The organism is Curtobacterium sp. MCBD17_040 (assembly GCF_003234805.2).
Taxonomy (GTDB): Bacteria; Actinomycetota; Actinomycetes; order Actinomycetales; family Microbacteriaceae; genus Curtobacterium.
Genome location: NZ_CP126273.1, coordinates 254,025 through 273,692 on the forward strand (window position 1 = coordinate 254,025; position 19,668 = coordinate 273,692).

Here is a 19,668-nt window from a genome sequence, read left to right on the forward strand (position 1 = left end):
CGCTCCGGCTCTACCCCGTATATGGCGGCGGGGGTGACGGAGCAGCTCGCCTGATCATCCCACACCGACTCATCGGACCCAGGTCCGACACGGTGCGGGGTGCCCACCCGGGGTCGCCGAGCGATCAGTCCATCCACCTACATACTGCCCGTCAGTATCGGCCCGACGGGGCCATCCGGAGGTTACCCCCTTGGCTGCTGCGCCCAACGCATCCACCAACTCACCCAAGAACGGCCGCGCTCACCAGCGGCTCTCGTTCGCCAAGATCAAGGACACGCTCACCGTCCCCGATCTCCTCGCCCTCCAGACCGAGAGCTTCGACTGGCTCGTCGGCAACGACACCTGGAAGGCCCGCCTCGCCGAGGGGCAGGAGCAGGGTCGCACGGACCTCGCGCTCCACTCCGGGCTCGAGGAGATCTTCGAGGAGATCTCCCCGATCGAGGACCTGGGCGAGACCATGCAGCTCTCGTTCACGGCCCCCGAGCTCGAGGACCCCAAGTACTCGATCGACGAGTGCAAGGAGCGCGGCAAGACCTACGCCGCGCCGCTGTACGTCAACGCCGAGTTCATGAACCACATGACCGGTGAGATCAAGACGCAGACCGTGTTCATGGGCGACTTCCCGCTCATGACCGAGCGCGGCACGTTCATCATCAACGGCACCGAGCGCGTCGTCGTCTCGCAGCTCGTCCGTTCGCCCGGTGTGTACTTCGAGCGCGCCCAGGAGAAGACGTCCGACAAGGACATCTACTCCGCTCGCGTCATCCCGTCGCGCGGTGCCTGGCTCGAGTTCGAGATCGACAAGCGCGACCAGGTCGGTGTCCGCATCGACCGCAAGCGCAAGCAGTCCGTCACGGTCTTCCTCAAGGCGCTCGGCCTGACGAGCGAGGAGATCCTCGACGAGTTCAAGGGCTTCGCGTCGATCGAGGCCACCCTCGAGAAGGACGCCATCCTCACCAAGGAGGAGGCGCTCAAGGACATCTACCGCAAGCTCCGTCCGGGCGAGCAGGTCGCTGCCGAGGCCGCGCGTGCGCTCCTCGACAACTTCTACTTCAACCCGAAGCGCTACGACCTCGCCAAGGTGGGTCGCTACAAGATCAACCGCAAGCTCGGCATCGACGCGCCGCTGTCCGACTCGGTCCTGACCGTCGCCGACATCGTCGCGACCATCAAGTACCTCGTCGCGCTCCACGCCGAGCAGAAGACGCTGAACGGCGTCCGCGACGGCGAGCCGGTCCAGCTCCGCCTCGACGTCGACGACATCGACCACTTCGGCAACCGTCGCATCCGCGCCGTCGGCGAGCTCATCCAGAACCAGGTCCGCACCGGTCTGTCCCGCATGGAGCGCGTCGTCCGCGAGCGCATGACCACGCAGGACATCGAGGCGATCACGCCGCAGACCCTGATCAACGTCCGCCCCGTCGTGGCCGCGATCAAGGAGTTCTTCGGGACCAGCCAGCTGTCGCAGTTCATGGACCAGAACAACCCGCTCGCGGGCCTGACGCACAAGCGTCGTCTGTCGGCCCTCGGTCCGGGTGGTCTGTCGCGTGAGCGTGCCGGCGTCGAGGTCCGTGACGTCCACCCGTCGCACTACGGCCGCATGTGCCCGATCGAGACCCCGGAAGGCCCGAACATCGGCCTCATCGGTTCGCTCGCCTCGTTCGCCCGGATCAACTCCTTCGGGTTCATCGAGACGCCGTACCGCCGAGTGGTCAACGGTCAGGTCACGACGAACATCGACTACCTCACCGCCTCGGAAGAGGACGACTACGTCGTCGCCCAGGCGAACGCCCCGCTGACGAGCGACTTCAACTTCGTCGACGACAAGGTGCTCGTCCGCAAGAAGGGCGGCGAGGTCGAGCTCGTCGACAAGGCCGAGGTCGACTACATGGACGTCTCGCCGCGCCAGATGGTGTCGGTCGCGACCTCGCTCATCCCGTTCCTCGAGCACGACGACGCGAACCGCGCCCTCATGGGTGCGAACATGCAGCGCCAGGCCGTGCCGCTCCTCCGCTCCGAGTCGCCGCTCGTCGGCACCGGCATGGAGGGCTACACCGCGATCGACGCCGGTGACGTCGTCACCGCCGACGCCGCTGGTGTCGTGTCCGAGGTCTCGGCCGACGCGGTCACCGTCCAGCTCGACGAGGGCGGGACGCAGACCTACTACCTGCGCAAGTTCGACCGCTCGAACCAGGGCACGAGCTACAACCACCGCGTGATCGTCAACGCCGGTGAGCGCATCGAGGCCGGCGAGGTCATCGCCGACGGCCCCGCGACGGAGAACGGCGAGCTCGCGCTCGGCAAGAACCTCCTCGTCGCGTTCATGCCGTGGGAGGGCTACAACTACGAGGACGCGATGATCCTGTCGCAGAACCTCGTCAAGGACGACGTCCTCTCCTCGATCCACATCGAGGAGTACGAGGTCGACGCCCGCGACACCAAGCTGGGCAAGGAGGAGATCACCCGCGACCTGCCGAACGTCAGCCCGGACCTCCTGGCCGACCTCGACGAGCGCGGCATCATCCGCATCGGTGCCGAGGTCCGCCCCGGCGACATCCTGGTCGGCAAGGTCACGCCGAAGGGCGAGACCGAGCTCAGCGCCGAGGAGCGCCTGCTCCGCGCGATCTTCAACGAGAAGTCGCGCGAGGTCCGTGACACCTCGCTCAAGGTGCCGCACGGTGAAGAGGGCACGATCATCGGCGTCAAGGTGTTCGACGCGCAGGACGGTGACGACGAGCTCGGCTCGGGCGTCAACCAGCGCGTGGTCGTCTACATCGCCCAGAAGCGCAAGATCACCGCGGGTGACAAGCTCGCCGGCCGCCACGGGAACAAGGGCGTCATCTCGACCATCCTCCCGGTCGAGGACATGCCGTTCCTCGCCGACGGCACGCCGGTCGACATCGTCCTGAACCCGCTCGGTGTCCCCGGCCGCATGAACTTCGGCCAGGTCCTCGAGATCCACCTCGGGTGGCTCGCCAAGCAGGGCTGGAACGTCGAGGGCATCCAGGAGTGGGCCGAGAACCTGCCGGAGGCCGCGCGCACCGCGGCTCCGGGCACGAAGGTCGCGACCCCGGTGTTCGACGGCGCGGCGGAGCGCGAGATCGAGGGACTCCTCGACTCGACCCTCCCGAACCGCGACGGCGAGCGGCTGATCGGCTCCTCGGGCAAGGCGCAGCTCTTCGACGGTCGCTCCGGCGAGCCGTTCCCGGAGCCCGTCTCGGTCGGCTACATGTACATCCTGAAGCTGCACCACCTGGTGGACGACAAGATCCACGCCCGCTCGACCGGTCCGTACTCGATGATCACGCAGCAGCCGCTGGGTGGGAAGGCGCAGTTCGGTGGTCAGCGCTTCGGCGAGATGGAGGTCTGGGCCCTCGAGGCCTACGGCGCCGCGTACGCCCTCCAGGAGCTCCTCACGATCAAGTCCGACGACATCCTCGGCCGCGTCAAGGTGTACGAGGCGATCGTCAAGGGCGAGAACATCCAGGAGCCCGGCATCCCGGAGAGCTTCAAGGTCCTCATGAAGGAGATGCAGTCGCTCTGCCTGAACGTCGAGGTCCTCTCGGCCGACGGCACCGCGGTCAGCCTCCGCGACACGGACGACGAGGTCTTCCGCGCCGCTGAAGAGCTCGGCATCAACATCTCCTCGCGGTTCGAGTCGTCCACGATCGACGACATCTGATCCCGCCCGACACACGTCAGATCCAGCAAGAGAGAAGAACATTGCTCGAAGCAACTTCCTTTGACGCACTGCGGATCGGCCTCGCCACGGCCGACGACATCCGTCAGTGGTCGTACGGCGAGGTCAAGAAGCCGGAGACCATCAACTACCGCACCCTCAAGCCCGAGAAGGACGGTCTGTTCGGCGAGCAGATCTTCGGTCCCTCCCGCGACTGGGAGTGCGCCTGCGGCAAGTACAAGCGCGTCCGGTTCAAGGGCATCGTCTGCGAGCGCTGCGGTGTCGAGGTCACCAAGTCCTCGGTCCGCCGTGACCGCATGGGCCACATCGAGCTCGCCGCGCCCGTCACGCACATCTGGTACTTCAAGGGCGTCCCGTCGCGCCTCGGGTACCTGCTCGACATGGCGCCGAAGGACCTCGAGAAGGTCATCTACTTCGCGGCGTACATGATCATCGACATCGACGAGGAGGGCCGTCACGCCGACATGCCCGGCCTCGAGAACGAGATGCGCCTCGAGATCAAGAACCTCGAGAACCAGCGCGACTCGATCATCGCCGACCGCCTCAAGAAGCTCGAGGACGACCTCGCGGCGCTCGAGGAAGAGGGCGCCAAGAGCGACCAGAAGCGTCGCACCAAGGACGGCGCCGAGAAGGAGATGTCGCAGGTCCGCAAGTCCTTCGACGAGGACATCACGCGCCTCGAGCGGGTGTGGGAGGACTTCCGCAACCTCAAGGTCGGCGACCTCAAGCCCGAGGACGCCGTGTTCCACGAGCTCCAGGACCGGTACGGGATCTACTTCGACGCCTACATGGGCGCCGAGGCGATCAAGCTCCGGCTCGAGGGCTTCGACCTGAACGCCGAGGCCGAGGCGCTGCACCTGCAGATCGCCGAGGGCAAGGGCCAGAAGAAGATCCGCGCGATCAAGCGTCTCCGCGTCGTGAACTCCTTCCTCATCACCGGCAACTCGCCGGCGGCGATGGTCCTCGACGTCGTGCCGGTGATCCCGCCGGAGCTGCGCCCGATGGTGCAGCTCGACGGTGGCCGCTTCGCCACGAGTGACCTCAACGACCTCTACCGTCGTGTGATCAACCGCAACAACCGTCTCCGCCGCCTGCTCGACCTCGGTGCCCCCGAGATCATCGTGAACAACGAGAAGCGCATGCTGCAGGAGGCCGTGGACGCGCTGTTCGACAACGGTCGCCGTGGTCGTCCGGTCACGGGTACCGGCAACCGCGCCCTCAAGTCCCTGAGCGACATGCTCAAGGGCAAGCAGGGTCGCTTCCGCCAGAACCTGCTCGGCAAGCGCGTCGACTACTCCGGTCGTTCGGTCATCATCGTGGGCCCGCAGCTCAAGCTCCACCAGTGCGGTCTCCCGAAGCAGATGGCGCTCGAGCTGTTCAAGCCGTTCGTCATCAAGCGCCTGATCGACCTGTCGCACGCACAGAACATCAAGGCCGCCAAGCGCATGGTCGAGCGGTCGCGCGCGCAGGTGTGGGACGTCCTCGAGGAGATCATCCGCGAGCGCCCCGTGCTGCTCAACCGCGCGCCCACGCTGCACCGCCTCGGCATCCAGGCCTTCGAGCCGCAGCTCGTCGAGGGCAAGGCGATCCAGCTCCACCCGCTCGTGTGTGCCGCGTTCAACGCGGACTTCGACGGTGACCAGATGGCCGTGCACCTGCCGCTGTCGGTCGAGGCCCAGGCCGAGGCCCGCATCCTGATGCTCGCCTCGAACAACATCCTCAAGCCGTCGGACGGCCGCCCGGTGACCCTGCCCGCGCAGGACATGATCATCGGTCTGCACCACCTGACGACCGTCACCGAGGGTGCCGTGGGCGAGGGCCGCGCGTTCTCCTCCGTCGCCGAGGCGATCCTCGCGAAGGACCAGGGGTCGCTCCACCTGAACGCGCTCGTGAAGATCCGCATGTCGGACCTCCACTTCGCCGAGGGCGAGGCCCCCGAGGGCTTCGAGGCCGGTCAGCCGTTCATCCTCGAGACGACCCTCGGTCGCGCGCTCTTCAACGAGACCCTCCCGGCGGACTACCCGTTCGTCCAGAAGGTCGCGGACAAGGGCACCCTGTCGTCGATCGTGAACGACCTCGCGGAGCGGTACCCCAAGGTCGAGGTCGCTGCGGCGCTCGACCGGATCAAGGACGCCGGCTTCTACTGGGGCACCCGCTCGGGCGTCACGGTGGCGCTGTCGGACGTCGTGACCCCGCCCCGCAAGAAGGAGATCATCGCCGGCTACGAGACGCAGGCGGCGAAGGTCCAGGGCGAGTTCGACAAGGGTCTGATCACCGACGCCGAGCGTCGCGCGGACCTGATCAAGATCTGGACCGAAGCCACGAACGAGATCGCGCAGGAGATGCGCGACAACTTCCCGAAGGACAACACCATCAACCGCATGGTGTCCTCGGGTGCTCGTGGTAACTGGCTCCAGGTCCGGAACATCGCCGGTATGCGTGGTCTGGTGAACAACCCGAAGGGCGAGATCATCGCCCGCCCGATCATCAACTCCTACCGCGAGGGGCTGACCGTGGCGGAGTACTTCATCGCCACGCACGGTGCCCGCAAGGGCCTCGCCGACACCGCGCTCCGCACGGCGGACTCCGGGTACCTCACCCGTCGTCTCGTCGACGTGTCGCAGGACGTCATCATCCGTGAGGACGACTGCGGGACGACGCGTGGGCTCGAGCTGCCGATCGCGACCAAGGACGCGGACGGCACGATGCACCGCGACGCCACGGTCGAGAACACCGTGTACTCCCGCACGCTCGCGACCGCGGTCACGGACGAGCAGGGCACGGTCCTCGCCGAGGCCGGTGAGGACGTCGGTGACGTCCTCATCGACAAGCTCGTCGCGGCGGGTGTCGAGAGCATCAAGGTGCGCTCGGTCCTGACGTGCGAGTCGGCGGTCGGCGTCTGCGCGAAGTGCTACGGCCGCTCGCTCGCCACGGGCAACCTGGTGGACATCGGCGAGGCCGTCGGCATCATCGCGGCCCAGTCGATCGGCGAGCCCGGCACGCAGCTCACGATGCGCACGTTCCACACGGGTGGTTCGGCGTCGGCGGACGACATCACGCAGGGTCTGCCCCGCGTGACGGAGCTCTTCGAGGCCCGCACCCCGAAGGGTGCGTCGCCCATCGCGGAGGCCGCCGGTCGCGTGACGATCGAGGACACGGACAAGCAGCGTCGGGTCATCCTGACGCCGGACAACGGTGACGAGCCGTTCGTCTACCCGGTGCTCAAGCGTGCGACCCTCCTCGTCGAGGACGGCCAGCACGTCGAGCTCGGCGAGCAGTTCATCGCCGGCACGGTCGACCCGAAGGAGGTCCTCCGGGTCAAGGGTGTCCGCGAGGTGCAGAAGCACCTGGTGGGCGGCGTGCAGGACGTGTACCGCTCGCAGGGTGTGCCGATCCACGACAAGCACATCGAGGTCATCGTCCGCCAGATGCTCCGCAAGGTGACGGTCGTCGACCACGCCGACACCGAGCTGCTCCCGGGTGAGCTCGTCGACCGTTCGCGGTACAACGAGATCAACCGTGCGGCGCTCCAGGAGGGCAAGAAGACCGCTTCCGCCCGCCAGGAGGTCATGGGCATCACCAAGGCGTCCCTCGCGACCGAGTCGTGGCTGTCCGCCGCGTCCTTCCAGGAGACCACCCGCGTCCTGACGCAGGCGGCCATGGAGGGCAAGCAGGACCAGCTCGTCGGTCTCAAGGAGAACGTCATCATCGGCAAGCTCATCCCCGCGGGGACGGGCCTCAGCCGGTACCGGAACGTGGACGTCCAGGCCACCGAGGAAGCCAAGGCGGAGCGGTACCCCAACCGCATCTTCGCCGACGACTCCTCGTTCTCGGACGCCGACCTGAGCTTCGTCGACTTCGACAGCTTCTCGTCGGACGACTTCACGCCGGGTACCTACAACTGAGTCAGGTGACCACGAAGGGCCCCGCACCGATCATCGGTGCGGGGCCCTTCCGCGTTGCCCCCCCCCGTTCCTCCGGTCCCTTCGGGAGATCGCAGTCGTCGCCGTTCCGACCGGGGTCGGAGCGACAACCACTGCGATCTCGCCGGTGCTCTGTGGCCGGCCGCGGTCGGGAGGCGCGGCGCGGGGCCGCCCCGTTCCTCCCGACCGTCGTCAGCCCTTGCCGGGCGCGCGACCGGCGTCGCTGTCGCGCCCGGACTCGTCACGACCCGTCTCGTCGATGAGCGAGTAGAGGCTCAACACGTTGCCGTCGGGATCGCGGAAGTCGAAGTACTCGACGGCGCCGGGGACCCGGGCGATCGGGCCGACGTCGATGCCGAGGGCGCCGATCCGCGCGTGCTGGGCGGCGACGTCATCGACGCCGAACCGGACGGCCACGCACTGCTCCTCGGCGTGCTCGTCCTCGTACAGCTGGATCCAGATGCCGCTGACCTCGTACTCGGCGACGCCGTCGGCGGGCTCGAGGTCGGGCTCGGCGCGCTCGAACACCGCGCCGTACCAGAGGCACGACGCCTCGATGTCGGTGACGGGGAGCCCGACGGTCACGCTCGTGATGTCCATGGTCCATCTTGCGACACCGGCGCTGCGCCCGTCGAGATCCCCGCCGCGCCGGACGGACGGTTCCTGGGAGACTGGCGGCATGAGCACGAGCACCACGTCCCTCGCCGAGCGGGTGACCGCTCCGGCGGCCCTGTCGCTGCCCACGTCGATCGCCGGACTGTCGTTCCGGCCGCTCGAGCAGCGTGACCTCGAGGCCGTGCACCAGCTCATCGTCGCCGCTGCCGCGGTCGACGCCCCGACGTGGCGGCCCTCCCGAGGCGAGATCGCCCACTGGTTCTCCACAAGTGGCGTCGATCCGCAGCGGGACGGCCTCGTCGGCGTCGATGCTGGTGGGCATGTCATGGCTGCAGCGCTCGACCTCGCGGTCCCCGGACGCGAGACCATGCTCCGCGTCCTGCTCCTCGGCGCCGTGCACCCCGACGTCCGCGGGCAGGGGATCGGCCGACGCGTCCTCGCCTGGCAACTCGGTCGCGGTCGGCAGCTCCTCGCGGCCTCGGAGCTCACGGTGCCGGGCATGCTCGAACTCGCCGCGGCCGAGGGCTCGGGACCGCTGCGCCTCGCCGCACGCGCCGGTCTCGTGCCGCTCCGGTACTGGCTCGAGCTCGAACGTGACCTCGCCGATCCGATCCCCGAGCGCGTCGTCCCGGACGGGTTCGTGCTCCGGCCGTCCGTCGAGTCCGACGTCGAGGCGATCCGCATCGCCCGGAACGACGCCTTCCGCGACCACTGGGGATCGCAGTCGACCCCGGCCGAGGACTGGGCGCGCCGGTTCCACGAGGACACCTTCCGCTTCGACCTCTCGTACGTCGTCGTCGACGGGTCGGGAGTCGTGGTCGCGTTCTCGGTCACCGAGGTCGATCCCGACGCCTTCGCGGCCCGGGGTGGATCGCACGCCTACGTCGACTACGTGGGGGTCGTGCGCGACCACCGAGGGCGGGGACTCGCCCCGCTCGTGCTCGGCGCGACCATGCGGGCAGCCCAGCGGGCCGGCCTCGACCACGTCGTGCTCGACGTCGACGCGGAGAACCCCTCCGGGGCGCTCGGCCTCTACGAGCGGATGGGGTTCGTACGGGCGCGCACGACCGTCAGCCACGCAGCGCTGTTCTGATCCAGCGCGGTCCCCCCTCTTTCTGGGACTGCGCCCGGATCATGCGCACGAATTAGCGTGGGTCAACGTCCGAGAACGCGGCGTCCCGGGTCCGATCCGCATCGCGTTCCGGCCGCATCGACGAGGTCTCGGTCATCCCTGCCGTGCCGCGTCCCCTGATCGTGCGAGAACAAGGAGGTGAGGAGCGCCATGGCGACCCTCTCGGAGATCCTCATCCTCAACGGCGCGCTGCCGATCGAGCACCTCGACACCCTCACCGGCGACGAGCAGGTGGACGAGCGGGCGATCCGGTCCCTCGTCGACCAGGGCGTCGTGAGCGAGGCCCAGTTCGTCACGGCGCGTGCGGCGTCGAACAACTCGAAGTCCGTGCCGCTCACCGACTACCCCGTCGACGGCACCGCGGTGTCCATGCTCCCGGCCGCCCTGTGTCGTCGGCACGGGATCCTCGGCGTCGGGTTCGAGGGCGAGGCCCTCGTCCTCGCGATGGTGAACCCCGCGAACGTGCTCGCCCTCGACGACGCCCGTGCCGCGTCCGGTCGGGTCATCAAGCCGCTGCAGGTGGACGAGCGCGACATGGTCGCCGCACTCGACCGGTACCTCCGTGCGGACGACGAACTCAACGACCTGACCTCCTCGCTCGAGGAGGAAGCTGGTGTGCACCACGACGAGCAGGTCGACATCGGCGACGGTGGCCTCGACGACGTCCCGATCGTCCGGTTCGTGAACCTGCTCGTGTCGCAGGCGATCCAGGACCACGCGTCCGACATCCACATCGAGCCCGGCGAGCACGACGTCCGGGTCCGCTACCGCATCGACGGCGTGCTGCACGAGATGACGCCGGCGCCGAAGAACATCCAGAACGGTGTCATCAGCCGGCTCAAGATCATGAGCGACATCGACATCGCCGAGCGACGGAAGCCGCAGGACGGCCGCATGTCCGTGCGGCACGGCGGCCGGCAGATCGACCTCCGCGTCGCGACGCTCCCCACCGTGTGGGGCGAGAAGGTCGTCATGCGGATCCTCGACAACTCGAACACGTCGATGTCCCTGCGCGACCTCAACCTGCTCGAGCGCAACGCCGAGGCGTACAAGCGCTCCTACTCCAAGCCGTACGGCATGATCCTCGTCACGGGCCCGACGGGTTCCGGCAAGTCGACCACGCTGTACACGACGTTGAACGCCGTCGCGAAGCCCGAGATCAACGTCATCACCGTCGAGGACCCGGTGGAGTACCGGATGCCGGGCGTCAACCAGGTGCAGGTCAACCCGAAGGCGGGCCTGACCTTCGCCTCGGCGCTGCGGAGCATCCTCCGGTCCGACCCCGACGTGGTCCTGCTCGGTGAGATCCGCGACCACGAGACGGCCCAGATCGCCATCGAGGCGTCGCTCACCGGTCACCTCGTGCTCTCGACCCTCCACACGAACGACGCCCCGAGCGCGGTCACCCGCCTCACCGAGATGGGCATCGAGCCGTTCCTCGTCGGCTCTGCCCTCGACTGCGTCGTCGCGCAGCGCCTCGCCCGCAAGCTCTGCGACCGCTGCAAGGCACCGGCGAACCACACCATGGAGCGACTCCAGGACCTCCGCTTCATCGACGACGTGGCGCAGCCCCTGCCGACCGTGTACGCACCGGTCGGCTGCGCCGTGTGCTCGAACACCGGGTACCGCGGCCGCATCGCCCTGCACGAGGTCATGACGGTCTCCGAGGAGATCGAGCGCCTCGCCGTCTCCCGCAGCTCGAGCGTCGAGATCAGCCGGGTCGCCCAGGCCCAGGGCATGCTCACGCTCCGCCAGGACGGCTGGGAGAAGGTCAAGCTCGGCCTCACCAGCGTCGAGGAGATCCTGCGCGTCGTCGCGTAGCCCAGAGAACGAACGAACAGGTCATCGCATGAGTGATTCGGTCTACGACCTCGGTGCCGGCTCGGACGAGCCCGTCGCCGGATGGCACCCCGGCTCCGCGGGCAACGTCGTCGGTGGACGGCGCGCGGCGCGGCTCGCGGAGACCGGCCAGCAGCCGGTCGTCGCGGGCACCGGGCGTGTATTCGACCTGTCGGACGATGCTGCGTGGGCCGCGGCGAACACGGCTTCGGTGTCGTCCCCGTACTCGGAGCCGGTGTACGCCTCGCCCGACGGCAGCGTCCCGGCGACACCGCCGGCACCGCAGTACCCCGTCGCCTCCTCCGTCGCGTACGCCGCTCCGTCCGAGGTCGCGACCGCCCAGGTGCCGGTACAACCCGCCCCGCCGACCACGGTCCTCCCGACCCCTGCGTTCGTGCCGGCGCCCGCCGCGCACGTCGCCGCGGCGGTCCCCACCGACGACGACGCGGTCGTCATCGAGTACACGCGACACGCGCGTGAGGTCGCCGACCCGGACCTCGTCGTCGCCCTGTCGCAGGTCGTGTACCAGGGCGCGTCGGACCTCCACGTCACCGCGGACGCGGCACCGACCGTGCGCGTCGACGGTTCGCTCCGTCCCGCCGTGCCGGGAGGCCCGTGGTCGCGCGACAAGGTCATCAACGCGCTCACGACACTGCTCAGCCCGGAGCAGCTACGGCAGTTCGAGTCGGAGCAGGAACTCGACTTCGCGTACTCGCTGTCGACCGAGTCGCGGTTCCGCGTGAACTTCTACCAGCAGCGCGGGAACTGGGGCGCGGCCTTCCGCATCATCCCCACCAGGATCAAGAGCCTCAAGCAGCTGGGCATCCCGGAGCACATCGGCGAGTTCGCCAAGTTGCCCCGTGGGCTCGTGCTCGTCACCGGCCCCACGGGGTCCGGCAAGTCGACGACCCTCGCCGCGCTCATCGACCTCGTCAACGAGACCCGCGCCGACCACATCGTGACGGTCGAGGACCCGATCGAGTTCATGCACGAGCACAAGAAGGCGATCATCAACCAGCGCGAGGTCGGGGCCGACACCCGCTCGTTCGCGCAGGCGCTCAAGCACGTGCTCCGCCAGGACCCGGACGTCATCCTCATCGGCGAGCTCCGCGACCTCGAGACCATCTCGGTCGCGCTCACCGCAGCCGAGACCGGCCACCTGGTGTTCGCAACCCTGCACACGCAGAGTGCGCCCGGCACCATCGACCGTGTCATCGACGTCTTCCCGCCGCACCAGCAGGGGCAGATCCGGACCCAGCTCGCCGCGACCCTGCAGGGTGTCGTCTGCCAGACCCTCGTGCCCAAGGCGAACGGCTCGGGCCGCGTCGTGGCGACCGAGGTCATGGTGACCACGCCCGCCATCGCGAACCTCGTGCGTGAGGGCAAGACGTACCAGATCGTCTCGGCCATGCAGGCCGGCGGTGACGCCGGCATGCACACGATGGACCAGGACCTCGCCGAACTCGTCAACGTGGGCACCATCACGCGCCGGGCCGCGCTCGAGAAGGTGCACGACGAAGAGGGCTTCGGTCGCCTCGTCCAGCGCGTCGAGTCGCCGTCCGACTCGTCCGCCGCCGCCATCGCCGCGAGCGAGATCGACTTCGGCGACAAGTACTCGGGAGGCTACTGATGACCCTGGCGTTCGACTACCGCGGGCGTGACACCGCAGGCAAGCTCGTCAAGGGCAAGCTCGACGCCGCGAGTGAGGGTGCCGCCGTCGCGAGGCTCCGCACCATGGGCATCTCGCCGATCGCGCTCGACGAGGCCAAGCCGGGCACGGGCCTCCAGGCCGAGATCAAGATCCCGGGGTTCCAGAAGGGCGTCGGGCTCAAGGACCTCGCCATCATGGCGCGTCAAGCATCCACCATGCTCTCATCCGGCCTGTCGCTGCTCCGCGCACTGACGATCCTGGCCGACCAGACCGAGTCGAAGAAGCTCAAGGAGATCCTCGGCAAGGTCCGCGACGAGGTCGAGCAGGGCGTCTCGTTCTCGGACGCCGTGTCGAAGTACCCCGTCGAGTTCCCGCCGATCATGATCAACATGATCCGCGCGGGTGAGACCGGCGGGTTCCTCGACCAGGCGATGGACTCGATCGCGATGAACTTCGAGAAGGAGCACAAGCTCCGCTCGACGATCAAGTCCGCGATGACCTACCCGACCGTCGTGCTGATCATGTCGCTGGCCAGCGTCGTGATCATGCTCATCTTCATCGTGCCGATCTTCCAGAACATGTTCGCGAGTCTCGGCGGCAAGCTCCCGTTGCCGACGATGATGCTCGTGTACGCATCGCATGCCATGGTCTGGCTCGGTCCGGTCCTGGCGGTGCTGATCATCGTCGGATGGCTCTGGTACCGCGCCAACAAGAACACCGACCGGGTGCGTGGGTTCCTCGACCCGATCCGGCTCAAGTTGCCGGTGTTCGGGCAATTGAGCACCAAGATCGTGATCGCCCGGTTCGCCCGCAATTTCGCGAACATGATCGGCGCCGGCGTGCCCATCCTGCAAGCGTTGAAGATCGTCGGCGAAGTGTCGAACAACTTCGTGGTGGAGAGGGCCCTGGACCGCGTCGCCGAATCCGTTCGGAAAGGTGAATCGATCGCCGCTCCACTGGCGCGGGAGAGTGTCTTTCCGCAAATGGTGAGTCAAATGGTCGCGGTCGGCGAGGACGCCGGTTCCATGGAGGTCATGCTCGAGAAGATCGCGGTGTTCTACGACGCCGAGGTCGAGTCGACCACCGAAGCCCTGACCTCCTTGATCGAGCCGCTGCTCATCGCGTTCCTCGGCGTCGTGGTCGGCGGGATGATCGTCGCGCTGTACCTGCCGATCTTCCAGATCACCACGCTCATCCACTGAATCTGACCGGAATGCCCCCGTGCGGGGGTGGTTCGCCCGCGAACTGCCCCCGTTTCTGGGGGCATTTCGCTTGCCCGATCACCCCCGTTCTCGGGATTCTCCCGAGCGAGTGCCCTGAATACGCTGGTCTCCGGCGGCGAGCACACGCCGGATCCAATTCTCCCCTCACATTCCCGAAAGAATGGAAATCTCATGTACTTCCGCCTCATGGGCAAGCTCAACGCTCGCCGGCAGAACCTGCTCGAGGAGAACGAGAAGGGCTTCACCCTGATCGAGCTCCTCGTCGTCGTGATCATCATCGGCATCCTCGCCGCGATCGCGATTCCGGTGTACCTCGGCGTGCAGAAGAACGCGCAGGACAGTGCCACGCAGTCCGACGTGTCGAACGCGAAGACGGCGGTCGTGAGCATTCAGACCGACATGGGCGTCGCCCCTGCTCCGGCCACGCTCGTGACGAGTGGTGCCGTGTCGAGCACCCCTCCCGCTGCTCCCAGCGGAAGCACCGCCACCACCACGCAGAGCTGGTCGAGCGCGGGTGTCACCGGGTCCTCGAACACCACCTCGTTGAAGCTCGTGTCGTCGAGCGGTAGCTCGTTCTGCATCATCGGCCAGAGCGTCAACAGCACCTACTTCTACGCAACTGACTCGAAGGGTGTGACCAAGGCCAGCGGCGCCATCACCGCCTGCCCGTAAGCAGTGCCGATCGAGCCCGTGCGGACTGCTCGTCCGCACGGGCTCGACTTGCTCTCCCGCCCCACCGCATCAGCTCTTCCCGGAAGGACGAGGCAATGCTGCGACACATGCGCCGCGCCCTCGACCGCGCGCTGACCGGCCGCGAGGAGGGCTTCACCGTCATCGAGGTCATGGTCGCGATGATGGTCTTCGCGATCATCAGCGTGGGCCTCGCCTACGGCATCACGAGCTCCCTGCAGACCACGCAGGCGAGCCGCGGTCGGGACATGGCTGTGTCGCTCGCGTCGCAGGACATCGACACGATGCGACAGACCGCCGCGGCGACGACGAACGGCATCTTCAGCGTCCTGAGCGCCTCCACCACCAAGAGCATCGGCGGTGTCACGTACACCGTCACGCGCACCGCCAACTGGGTCCAGAGTGACGGTGCCGCCGGAGCCTGCGGATCGAGCAACGGCACGTTGGCGTACAAGAGCGTCGCCGAGACGGTCAGCTGGAACAACCCGCACGGGCCCGGCAAGCTGTCGACGACCGTGACCTCGGCCATCGCGCCGTCCGACGCTGTCACCGATCCCGGTGATGGAACGATCATCGTCTCCGTCAGGGACGCTGCTGGCGCGGCGAACGCGGGCGTCAGCGTGTCGGCGGCGCCCGTGAGCGGGGGAACCGGCGCGGCGATCACCACCGCCCCCACCACGACCGACGCGGCGGGCTGCTGGTACGCAACGGACGTGCAGCCGGGCACGTACACGCTGACCGCGAGCACGACCGGGGGGATCGATTCCAACCAGGCTGCGACGTCCACCTGGACCATCCCCGTCATCGCAGGCGCGAGTGCGTATCAACCGATCTCGTACGACCAAGCCGCGACGATCCCCGTCAACTACGCGCAGACCTACAGCGCGACCATGGCGACGAACATGACGACGACCCTGTCGAGCAACTCCGGCGGCCTCGACACGATGACCCCGTGGTCGACCAGCGCGACCGTGACGTCCTCGACGAAGGTGTCGATGAACGTCTTCCCGTTCTCCGACGGCTACCAGATGTACGGGGGGACGTTCAACAGCAGCTCGGGTGCGAGCAGCTGCATCGACACCAACCCGACGAAGTGGACGACCCCGACCTCGGCAGGCGCCGTCGGGACCAGTGTGCCGGTGCCGGTCGTCAGCGTCAGCCCAGGGCAGACTGTGTCGCCTCCGCAGAACGTGGCACTCGGCGTCATCCAGGTGTCGGTCGCGAGCGGCTCGTACCTCAGGGCGACGACGGCGTCGAGAACCACCGCCGACGATCCCGGGTGCTCGGCCGGCATGACGCTGAACTTCCCGAAGACCACGAGTTCGACCGCAACGCTCGCGTTGCCCTTCGGGACCTGGTCGATCTCCACGACATCGGGAGCGTCCGGTGCTGTGACCGGCACCGTCGCTGGCGCGAACATCAAGAACGTCACGCCCGGTTCGGTCACCGGCAACACCGTGCTCGTCGACCCGCGAGGACAGACGAAGTGATCGGCGACATCCGGCAGCTCCACCGCGGTCAGCGCGGCATCACCCTGATCGAGCTCATCGTCGCCATGTCCGTCTCGATGATCGTCCTCACCGCGGTCGGCGGCTTCTTCGCCGCATCGCTGCACGCGAGCAAGACGGGCAGCACGGCCGAGACGAACACGCGGCAGGCGTCCAACGTCATGAACGCGCTGACCCAGTACATCCACGCCGCGACGGTCCTGCCGAAGCCGGACGGCACGTACGCGAACGCGATCACCACCGCAACGGCAACAGACCTCGCCTTCTACTCGTACGTCAACCTGACGAACGGCACGGTGGACCAGCCGGAGTACGTCGAGTTCAAGATCGACACCGCGACGGGCAACCTGGTCGAGAAGCAGTGGGACGGCTCGGCCGATACCAAGGGCTACTACAGCTTCACGACCACCGGCGCGGCCGCACGGACGGTGACGCTGGGGGGTCCCGTCGCGTCGCCGACGAGCGACGGCACGGACCTCTTCACGTACCTCGACGCGAGCGGTGCGAAGATCGCGAGTCCGATGGCGAACCCCAGCGCGGTCCGTGCGATCCAGGTGAACCTCGAGCTCGGCTCCACCAAGGCCGGCACCGCCTCGAACACCCACATCCAGAACACCCTGTACCTGTTCAACGTCGGGTACAGCACGAGCACTGCGAGTCCGGCGCCATGATGAACCGCATCGTCCGCGTGATGCGGAGCGTCGACCGCGGTGACGAGCAGGGGTTCGTCCTCGCAAACGTCATCATCTTCGGCATGATCGTCACGATGATCGTCGCCGCGATGGTCGCGCTCTCGACAGCTGGGTCGCTCAAGTCCGGGAACGACCGCAACTACCAGAACGCGGCGGCGGCAGCGTACGCGGGGCTCGCCGACTACCAGGCGAAGATCTCGAACGACAACGGCTACGCGACGTACGGCAACAAGGACGCGCAGTTCAGCAAGGACAGCGGCTCGGTGTTCCAGGGCGACAACGGCAACGTCGCGTTCACGAGCAGCGGTTCGACGTGGGCTCCGGTGGTCGGAACGACCGACGAGTTCTTCCGGTACGAGGTCGACAACTCGAAGTACGCGTCACAGGGCTTCCTCCGCGTCCGGGTGACGGGCAAGAGCGGGACGAAGACCCGGTCGCTCGTGGCCGACCTCCGCGGCGACGGCTTCATCAACTACCTGTACTTCACCCAGTACGAGTCGGCGGACAACGACATCACGGGCGACAACTGCACGAACGACTACCAGTGGCAGGCGAGGAGCAGGACCTGCGACCCCGTGCAGTTCGCCAGTGGCGACGTGCTCAACGGTGCCATCCGCTCCGACGACGACTTCACCGCCTGCGGGTCGACGTTCAACTCCTCCGTCGAGGACCACAGCGGCAAGGTCCTCGCGCCGAGCGGTTGCACGACGACGCCCAAGTACAACGGCGGCCAGCCGAGCGCCGCCGCCTACCTCGGCCTGCCGTCGCTCAACACGAACATGGCCCAGGAGGCCCGCACGGACCTGCCGACGACCGTCCCGCGCCCCGGGTGCCTGTACACCGGACCGACGAAGGTGCAGTTCAACAGCGGCGGCACCATGACGATCTGGTCCCCGTGGACGCGGTTCACGCAGGTGACCGCGACGAGCCACTCCTCGGACGCGGCAGCAGCGGATGCACTGTGTGGCAGCAGCGCCGCGCTCCAGAGCGCGAGCGGTGCGACGATCCCGACGCTCCCGACGAACCTCATGTACGTGCAGGGCGTGCCCACCACGAAGTCCGACCCGAACTACTGGGGCTCGTCGTACCCGCAGCGCTACACCAACACGTACTGCACGACCAAGGTGACCGTCAGTGGCAACTCGGTCAGCTACAGCGACAACCAGACGTTCAGTAACGGGGTCGGCTACCCGACGTCGAACGAGTGGATCGGCACCGACTCGACACCCGGGACGGCGTCGTCCGTCTACAGCTGCACCGCCGGCGACGTCTTCGTCAGCGGCAGGTTCTCGGGGCACATGACGATCGCATCGGCGGGCACGGTCTGGGTGACCGGTGACATCACCTACACCGACCCGAACGACGACATCCTCGGCCTGGTCGGGCAGAACGCGGTCGAGGTCTACAACCCGATGACGTGCTGGAACTACCAGTCGGTCTACTACCAGGGCTACGGCAACTACGTCACGTGCCGCAACGTCCAGCTCGTCCGATCCGCTGGCGCCAACCTGACGATCGACGCGGCCATCGCCAGCAACAACGGCACGTTCTACGTGCAGAACTACGACCAGGGGAGCGCGCTCGGCACCCTGACGGTGAAGGGCTCGATCGCCCAGAAGTACCGCGGCACGGTCGCGACCTCGAACAGCGGCAACGGCAAGGTGAGCACCGGCTTCACGAAGAACTACATCTACGACAACCGGCTGCTCACGACCGCGCCGCCGAAGTTCCTGCAGCCCGTGTCGACGTCCTACGGCGTCACGACGCAGGTCGAGGTCCAGCCGGCCTACAACCCGGACGGCTCGTGCGCGACGACCGGGGGGAAGTGCCGATGACGACCGCGCTCGACCTCGGCCCGCTCGTCGCGACCCTCGGCGGGGTGTTCGGGCTGCTCATCGGCTCGTTCCTCAACGTCGTCGTGTACCGGGTGCCGGCGCACGTGTCGATCGTGTCGCCGCCGAGCGCGTGCCCGCGGTGCAACCATCCGATCCGCGGGTACGACAACGTCCCGGTGCTCTCGTGGCTCGTGTTGCGCGGCAGGTGTCGCGACTGCGGCGCGCCCATCTCGTCGCGGTACCCACTCGTCGAGCTCGCCACGGGCCTCCTGTTCGTCGTGGTGGCGCTCCGGTTCTGGCCGGCGACCACCGCGGGGGACCGGGTGCTCGCCGCGCACGTCGTCCTGCTGCTGGCGTTCCTCTACCTCATGGCGATCAGCGTGGCCCTGGCTCTGATCGACGTCGACACGCACACGTTGCCGAACGCCATCACCTACCCGTCGTCCGTCGTGCTCGCGGTGCTCCTGGCCGGTGCATCGGCACTGTCGGGCGACTGGGCAGCGTTCGTGCGGGGCGTCATCGGTGCCGCTGCGCTCGGGGTCCTGTACCTCGTGCTCGCCATCGCGGTGCCCGGCGGCATGGGGCTCGGCGACGTCAAACTCGCCGGGATCCTGGGCCTCGCGCTCGCGTACCTCGGATGGGGACCCCTCGCAGTGGGTGCTTTCGGCGCCTTCCTCGTCGGGGGTATCTTCGCGCTCGTCCTCGTCGCCGCGCGCCGAGCGAAGTGGCGCGGAGGGATCCCCTTCGGCCCGTCCATGCTCACCGGAGCCTGGATCGGCGTCCTCGTCGGCGCGCCCGCGTCGCACGCCTACCTGCACCTCATCGGTCTGGCCTGAGCGCCGCCCCCTACGGAGAACACA

Annotated in this window: 12 protein-coding genes; 11 read left to right on the top strand and 1 reads right to left on the bottom strand. The window is 67.7% G+C overall.

The genetic code is table 11. The annotated features are described in order from the left end of the window. Nucleotides 1–190: 190 nt before the first annotated feature. A complete protein-coding gene (gene rpoB / locus DEI94_RS01235) occupies nt 191–3,682 on the top strand; it encodes a DNA-directed RNA polymerase subunit beta (RefSeq protein WP_111009882.1) in 3,492 nt (1,163 codons plus the stop codon). A gap of 41 nt (nt 3,683–3,723) precedes the next feature. Beyond that, on the top strand, nt 3,724–7,605 hold the full coding sequence (gene rpoC / locus DEI94_RS01240) for a DNA-directed RNA polymerase subunit beta' (protein ID WP_111009881.1): 3,882 nt from the start codon (nt 3,724–3,726) through the stop codon (nt 7,603–7,605). A 210-nt stretch (nt 7,606–7,815) separates the two neighbouring features. Here the strand turns inward: rpoC and DEI94_RS01245 are convergent, their stop codons facing one another. Then, nucleotides 7,816–8,223 carry a VOC family protein gene (locus tag DEI94_RS01245; protein ID WP_111009880.1) on the bottom strand — a complete coding sequence of 136 codons (408 nt, stop codon included), beginning with the start codon at nt 8,221–8,223 and terminating at the stop codon, nt 7,816–7,818. 79 nt (nt 8,224–8,302) lie between these two features. Here DEI94_RS01245 and DEI94_RS01250 point away from each other — a divergent pair, with 79 nt between their 5' ends. The 9 genes from DEI94_RS01250 (at nt 8,303) to DEI94_RS01290 (ending at nt 19,644) form a co-directional block, all read left to right on the top strand. Next, the gene (locus DEI94_RS01250; protein ID WP_111027365.1) at nt 8,303–9,331 is read left to right on the top strand and encodes a GNAT family N-acetyltransferase; all 1,029 of its coding nucleotides are present in this window, start codon (nt 8,303–8,305) and stop codon (nt 9,329–9,331) included. 189 nt (nt 9,332–9,520) lie between these two features. Continuing rightward, entirely contained in the window at nt 9,521–11,191 is a 1,671-nt protein-coding gene (locus DEI94_RS01255) for a GspE/PulE family protein (protein ID WP_111009878.1), read from the top strand. Nucleotides 11,192–11,219: 28 nt separating this feature from the next. Further along, nucleotides 11,220–12,839 (top strand): PilT/PilU family type 4a pilus ATPase, encoded by a 1,620-nt coding sequence (locus tag DEI94_RS01260; RefSeq protein WP_111012117.1) that lies wholly within the window; start codon nt 11,220–11,222, stop codon nt 12,837–12,839. Then, the gene (locus DEI94_RS01265) at nt 12,839–14,062 is read left to right on the top strand and encodes a type II secretion system F family protein (RefSeq protein WP_111009876.1); all 1,224 of its coding nucleotides are present in this window, start codon (nt 12,839–12,841) and stop codon (nt 14,060–14,062) included. Before DEI94_RS01260 ends, DEI94_RS01265 begins: the two co-directional genes overlap by 1 nt. A 192-nt stretch (nt 14,063–14,254) precedes the next feature. Further along, entirely contained in the window at nt 14,255–14,755 is a 501-nt protein-coding gene (locus tag DEI94_RS01270) for a type II secretion system protein (RefSeq protein WP_284183582.1), read from the top strand. A gap of 95 nt (nt 14,756–14,850) precedes the next feature. Further along, complete coding sequence (locus DEI94_RS01275; RefSeq protein ID WP_111027364.1) at nt 14,851–16,263, top strand: prepilin-type N-terminal cleavage/methylation domain-containing protein; 1,413 nt, start codon at nt 14,851–14,853, stop codon at nt 16,261–16,263. After that, nucleotides 16,260–16,952, top strand: coding sequence for a PilW family protein (locus DEI94_RS01280; RefSeq protein ID WP_181435340.1), 693 nt, complete (start codon nt 16,260–16,262; stop codon nt 16,950–16,952). The genes DEI94_RS01275 and DEI94_RS01280 overlap by 4 nt, the downstream gene beginning before the upstream one ends. Beyond that, nucleotides 16,949–18,808 carry a hypothetical protein gene (locus DEI94_RS01285; RefSeq protein WP_111009872.1) on the top strand — a complete coding sequence of 620 codons (1,860 nt, stop codon included), beginning with the start codon at nt 16,949–16,951 and terminating at the stop codon, nt 18,806–18,808. Before DEI94_RS01280 ends, DEI94_RS01285 begins: the two co-directional genes overlap by 4 nt. Then, complete coding sequence (locus tag DEI94_RS01290) at nt 18,805–19,644, top strand: prepilin peptidase (protein ID WP_111027370.1); 840 nt, start codon at nt 18,805–18,807, stop codon at nt 19,642–19,644. Before DEI94_RS01285 ends, DEI94_RS01290 begins: the two co-directional genes overlap by 4 nt. Nucleotides 19,645–19,668 lie beyond the last annotated feature (24 nt).

Coding starts and splice junctions, on each gene's coding strand:
- DEI94_RS01245 (WP_111009880.1), bottom strand. CDS start 8,223: ATGGACATCACGAGCGTGACCGTCGGGCTCCCCGTCACCGACATCGAG.
- DEI94_RS01250 (WP_111027365.1), top strand. CDS start 8,303: ATGAGCACGAGCACCACGTCCCTCGCCGAGCGGGTGACCGCTCCGGCG.
- DEI94_RS01255 (WP_111009878.1), top strand. CDS start 9,521: ATGGCGACCCTCTCGGAGATCCTCATCCTCAACGGCGCGCTGCCGATC.
- DEI94_RS01260 (WP_111012117.1), top strand. CDS start 11,220: ATGAGTGATTCGGTCTACGACCTCGGTGCCGGCTCGGACGAGCCCGTC.
- DEI94_RS01265 (WP_111009876.1), top strand. CDS start 12,839: ATGACCCTGGCGTTCGACTACCGCGGGCGTGACACCGCAGGCAAGCTC.
- DEI94_RS01270 (WP_284183582.1), top strand. CDS start 14,255: ATGTACTTCCGCCTCATGGGCAAGCTCAACGCTCGCCGGCAGAACCTG.
- DEI94_RS01275 (WP_111027364.1), top strand. CDS start 14,851: ATGCTGCGACACATGCGCCGCGCCCTCGACCGCGCGCTGACCGGCCGC.
- DEI94_RS01285 (WP_111009872.1), top strand. CDS start 16,949: ATGATGAACCGCATCGTCCGCGTGATGCGGAGCGTCGACCGCGGTGAC.
- DEI94_RS01290 (WP_111027370.1), top strand. CDS start 18,805: ATGACGACCGCGCTCGACCTCGGCCCGCTCGTCGCGACCCTCGGCGGG.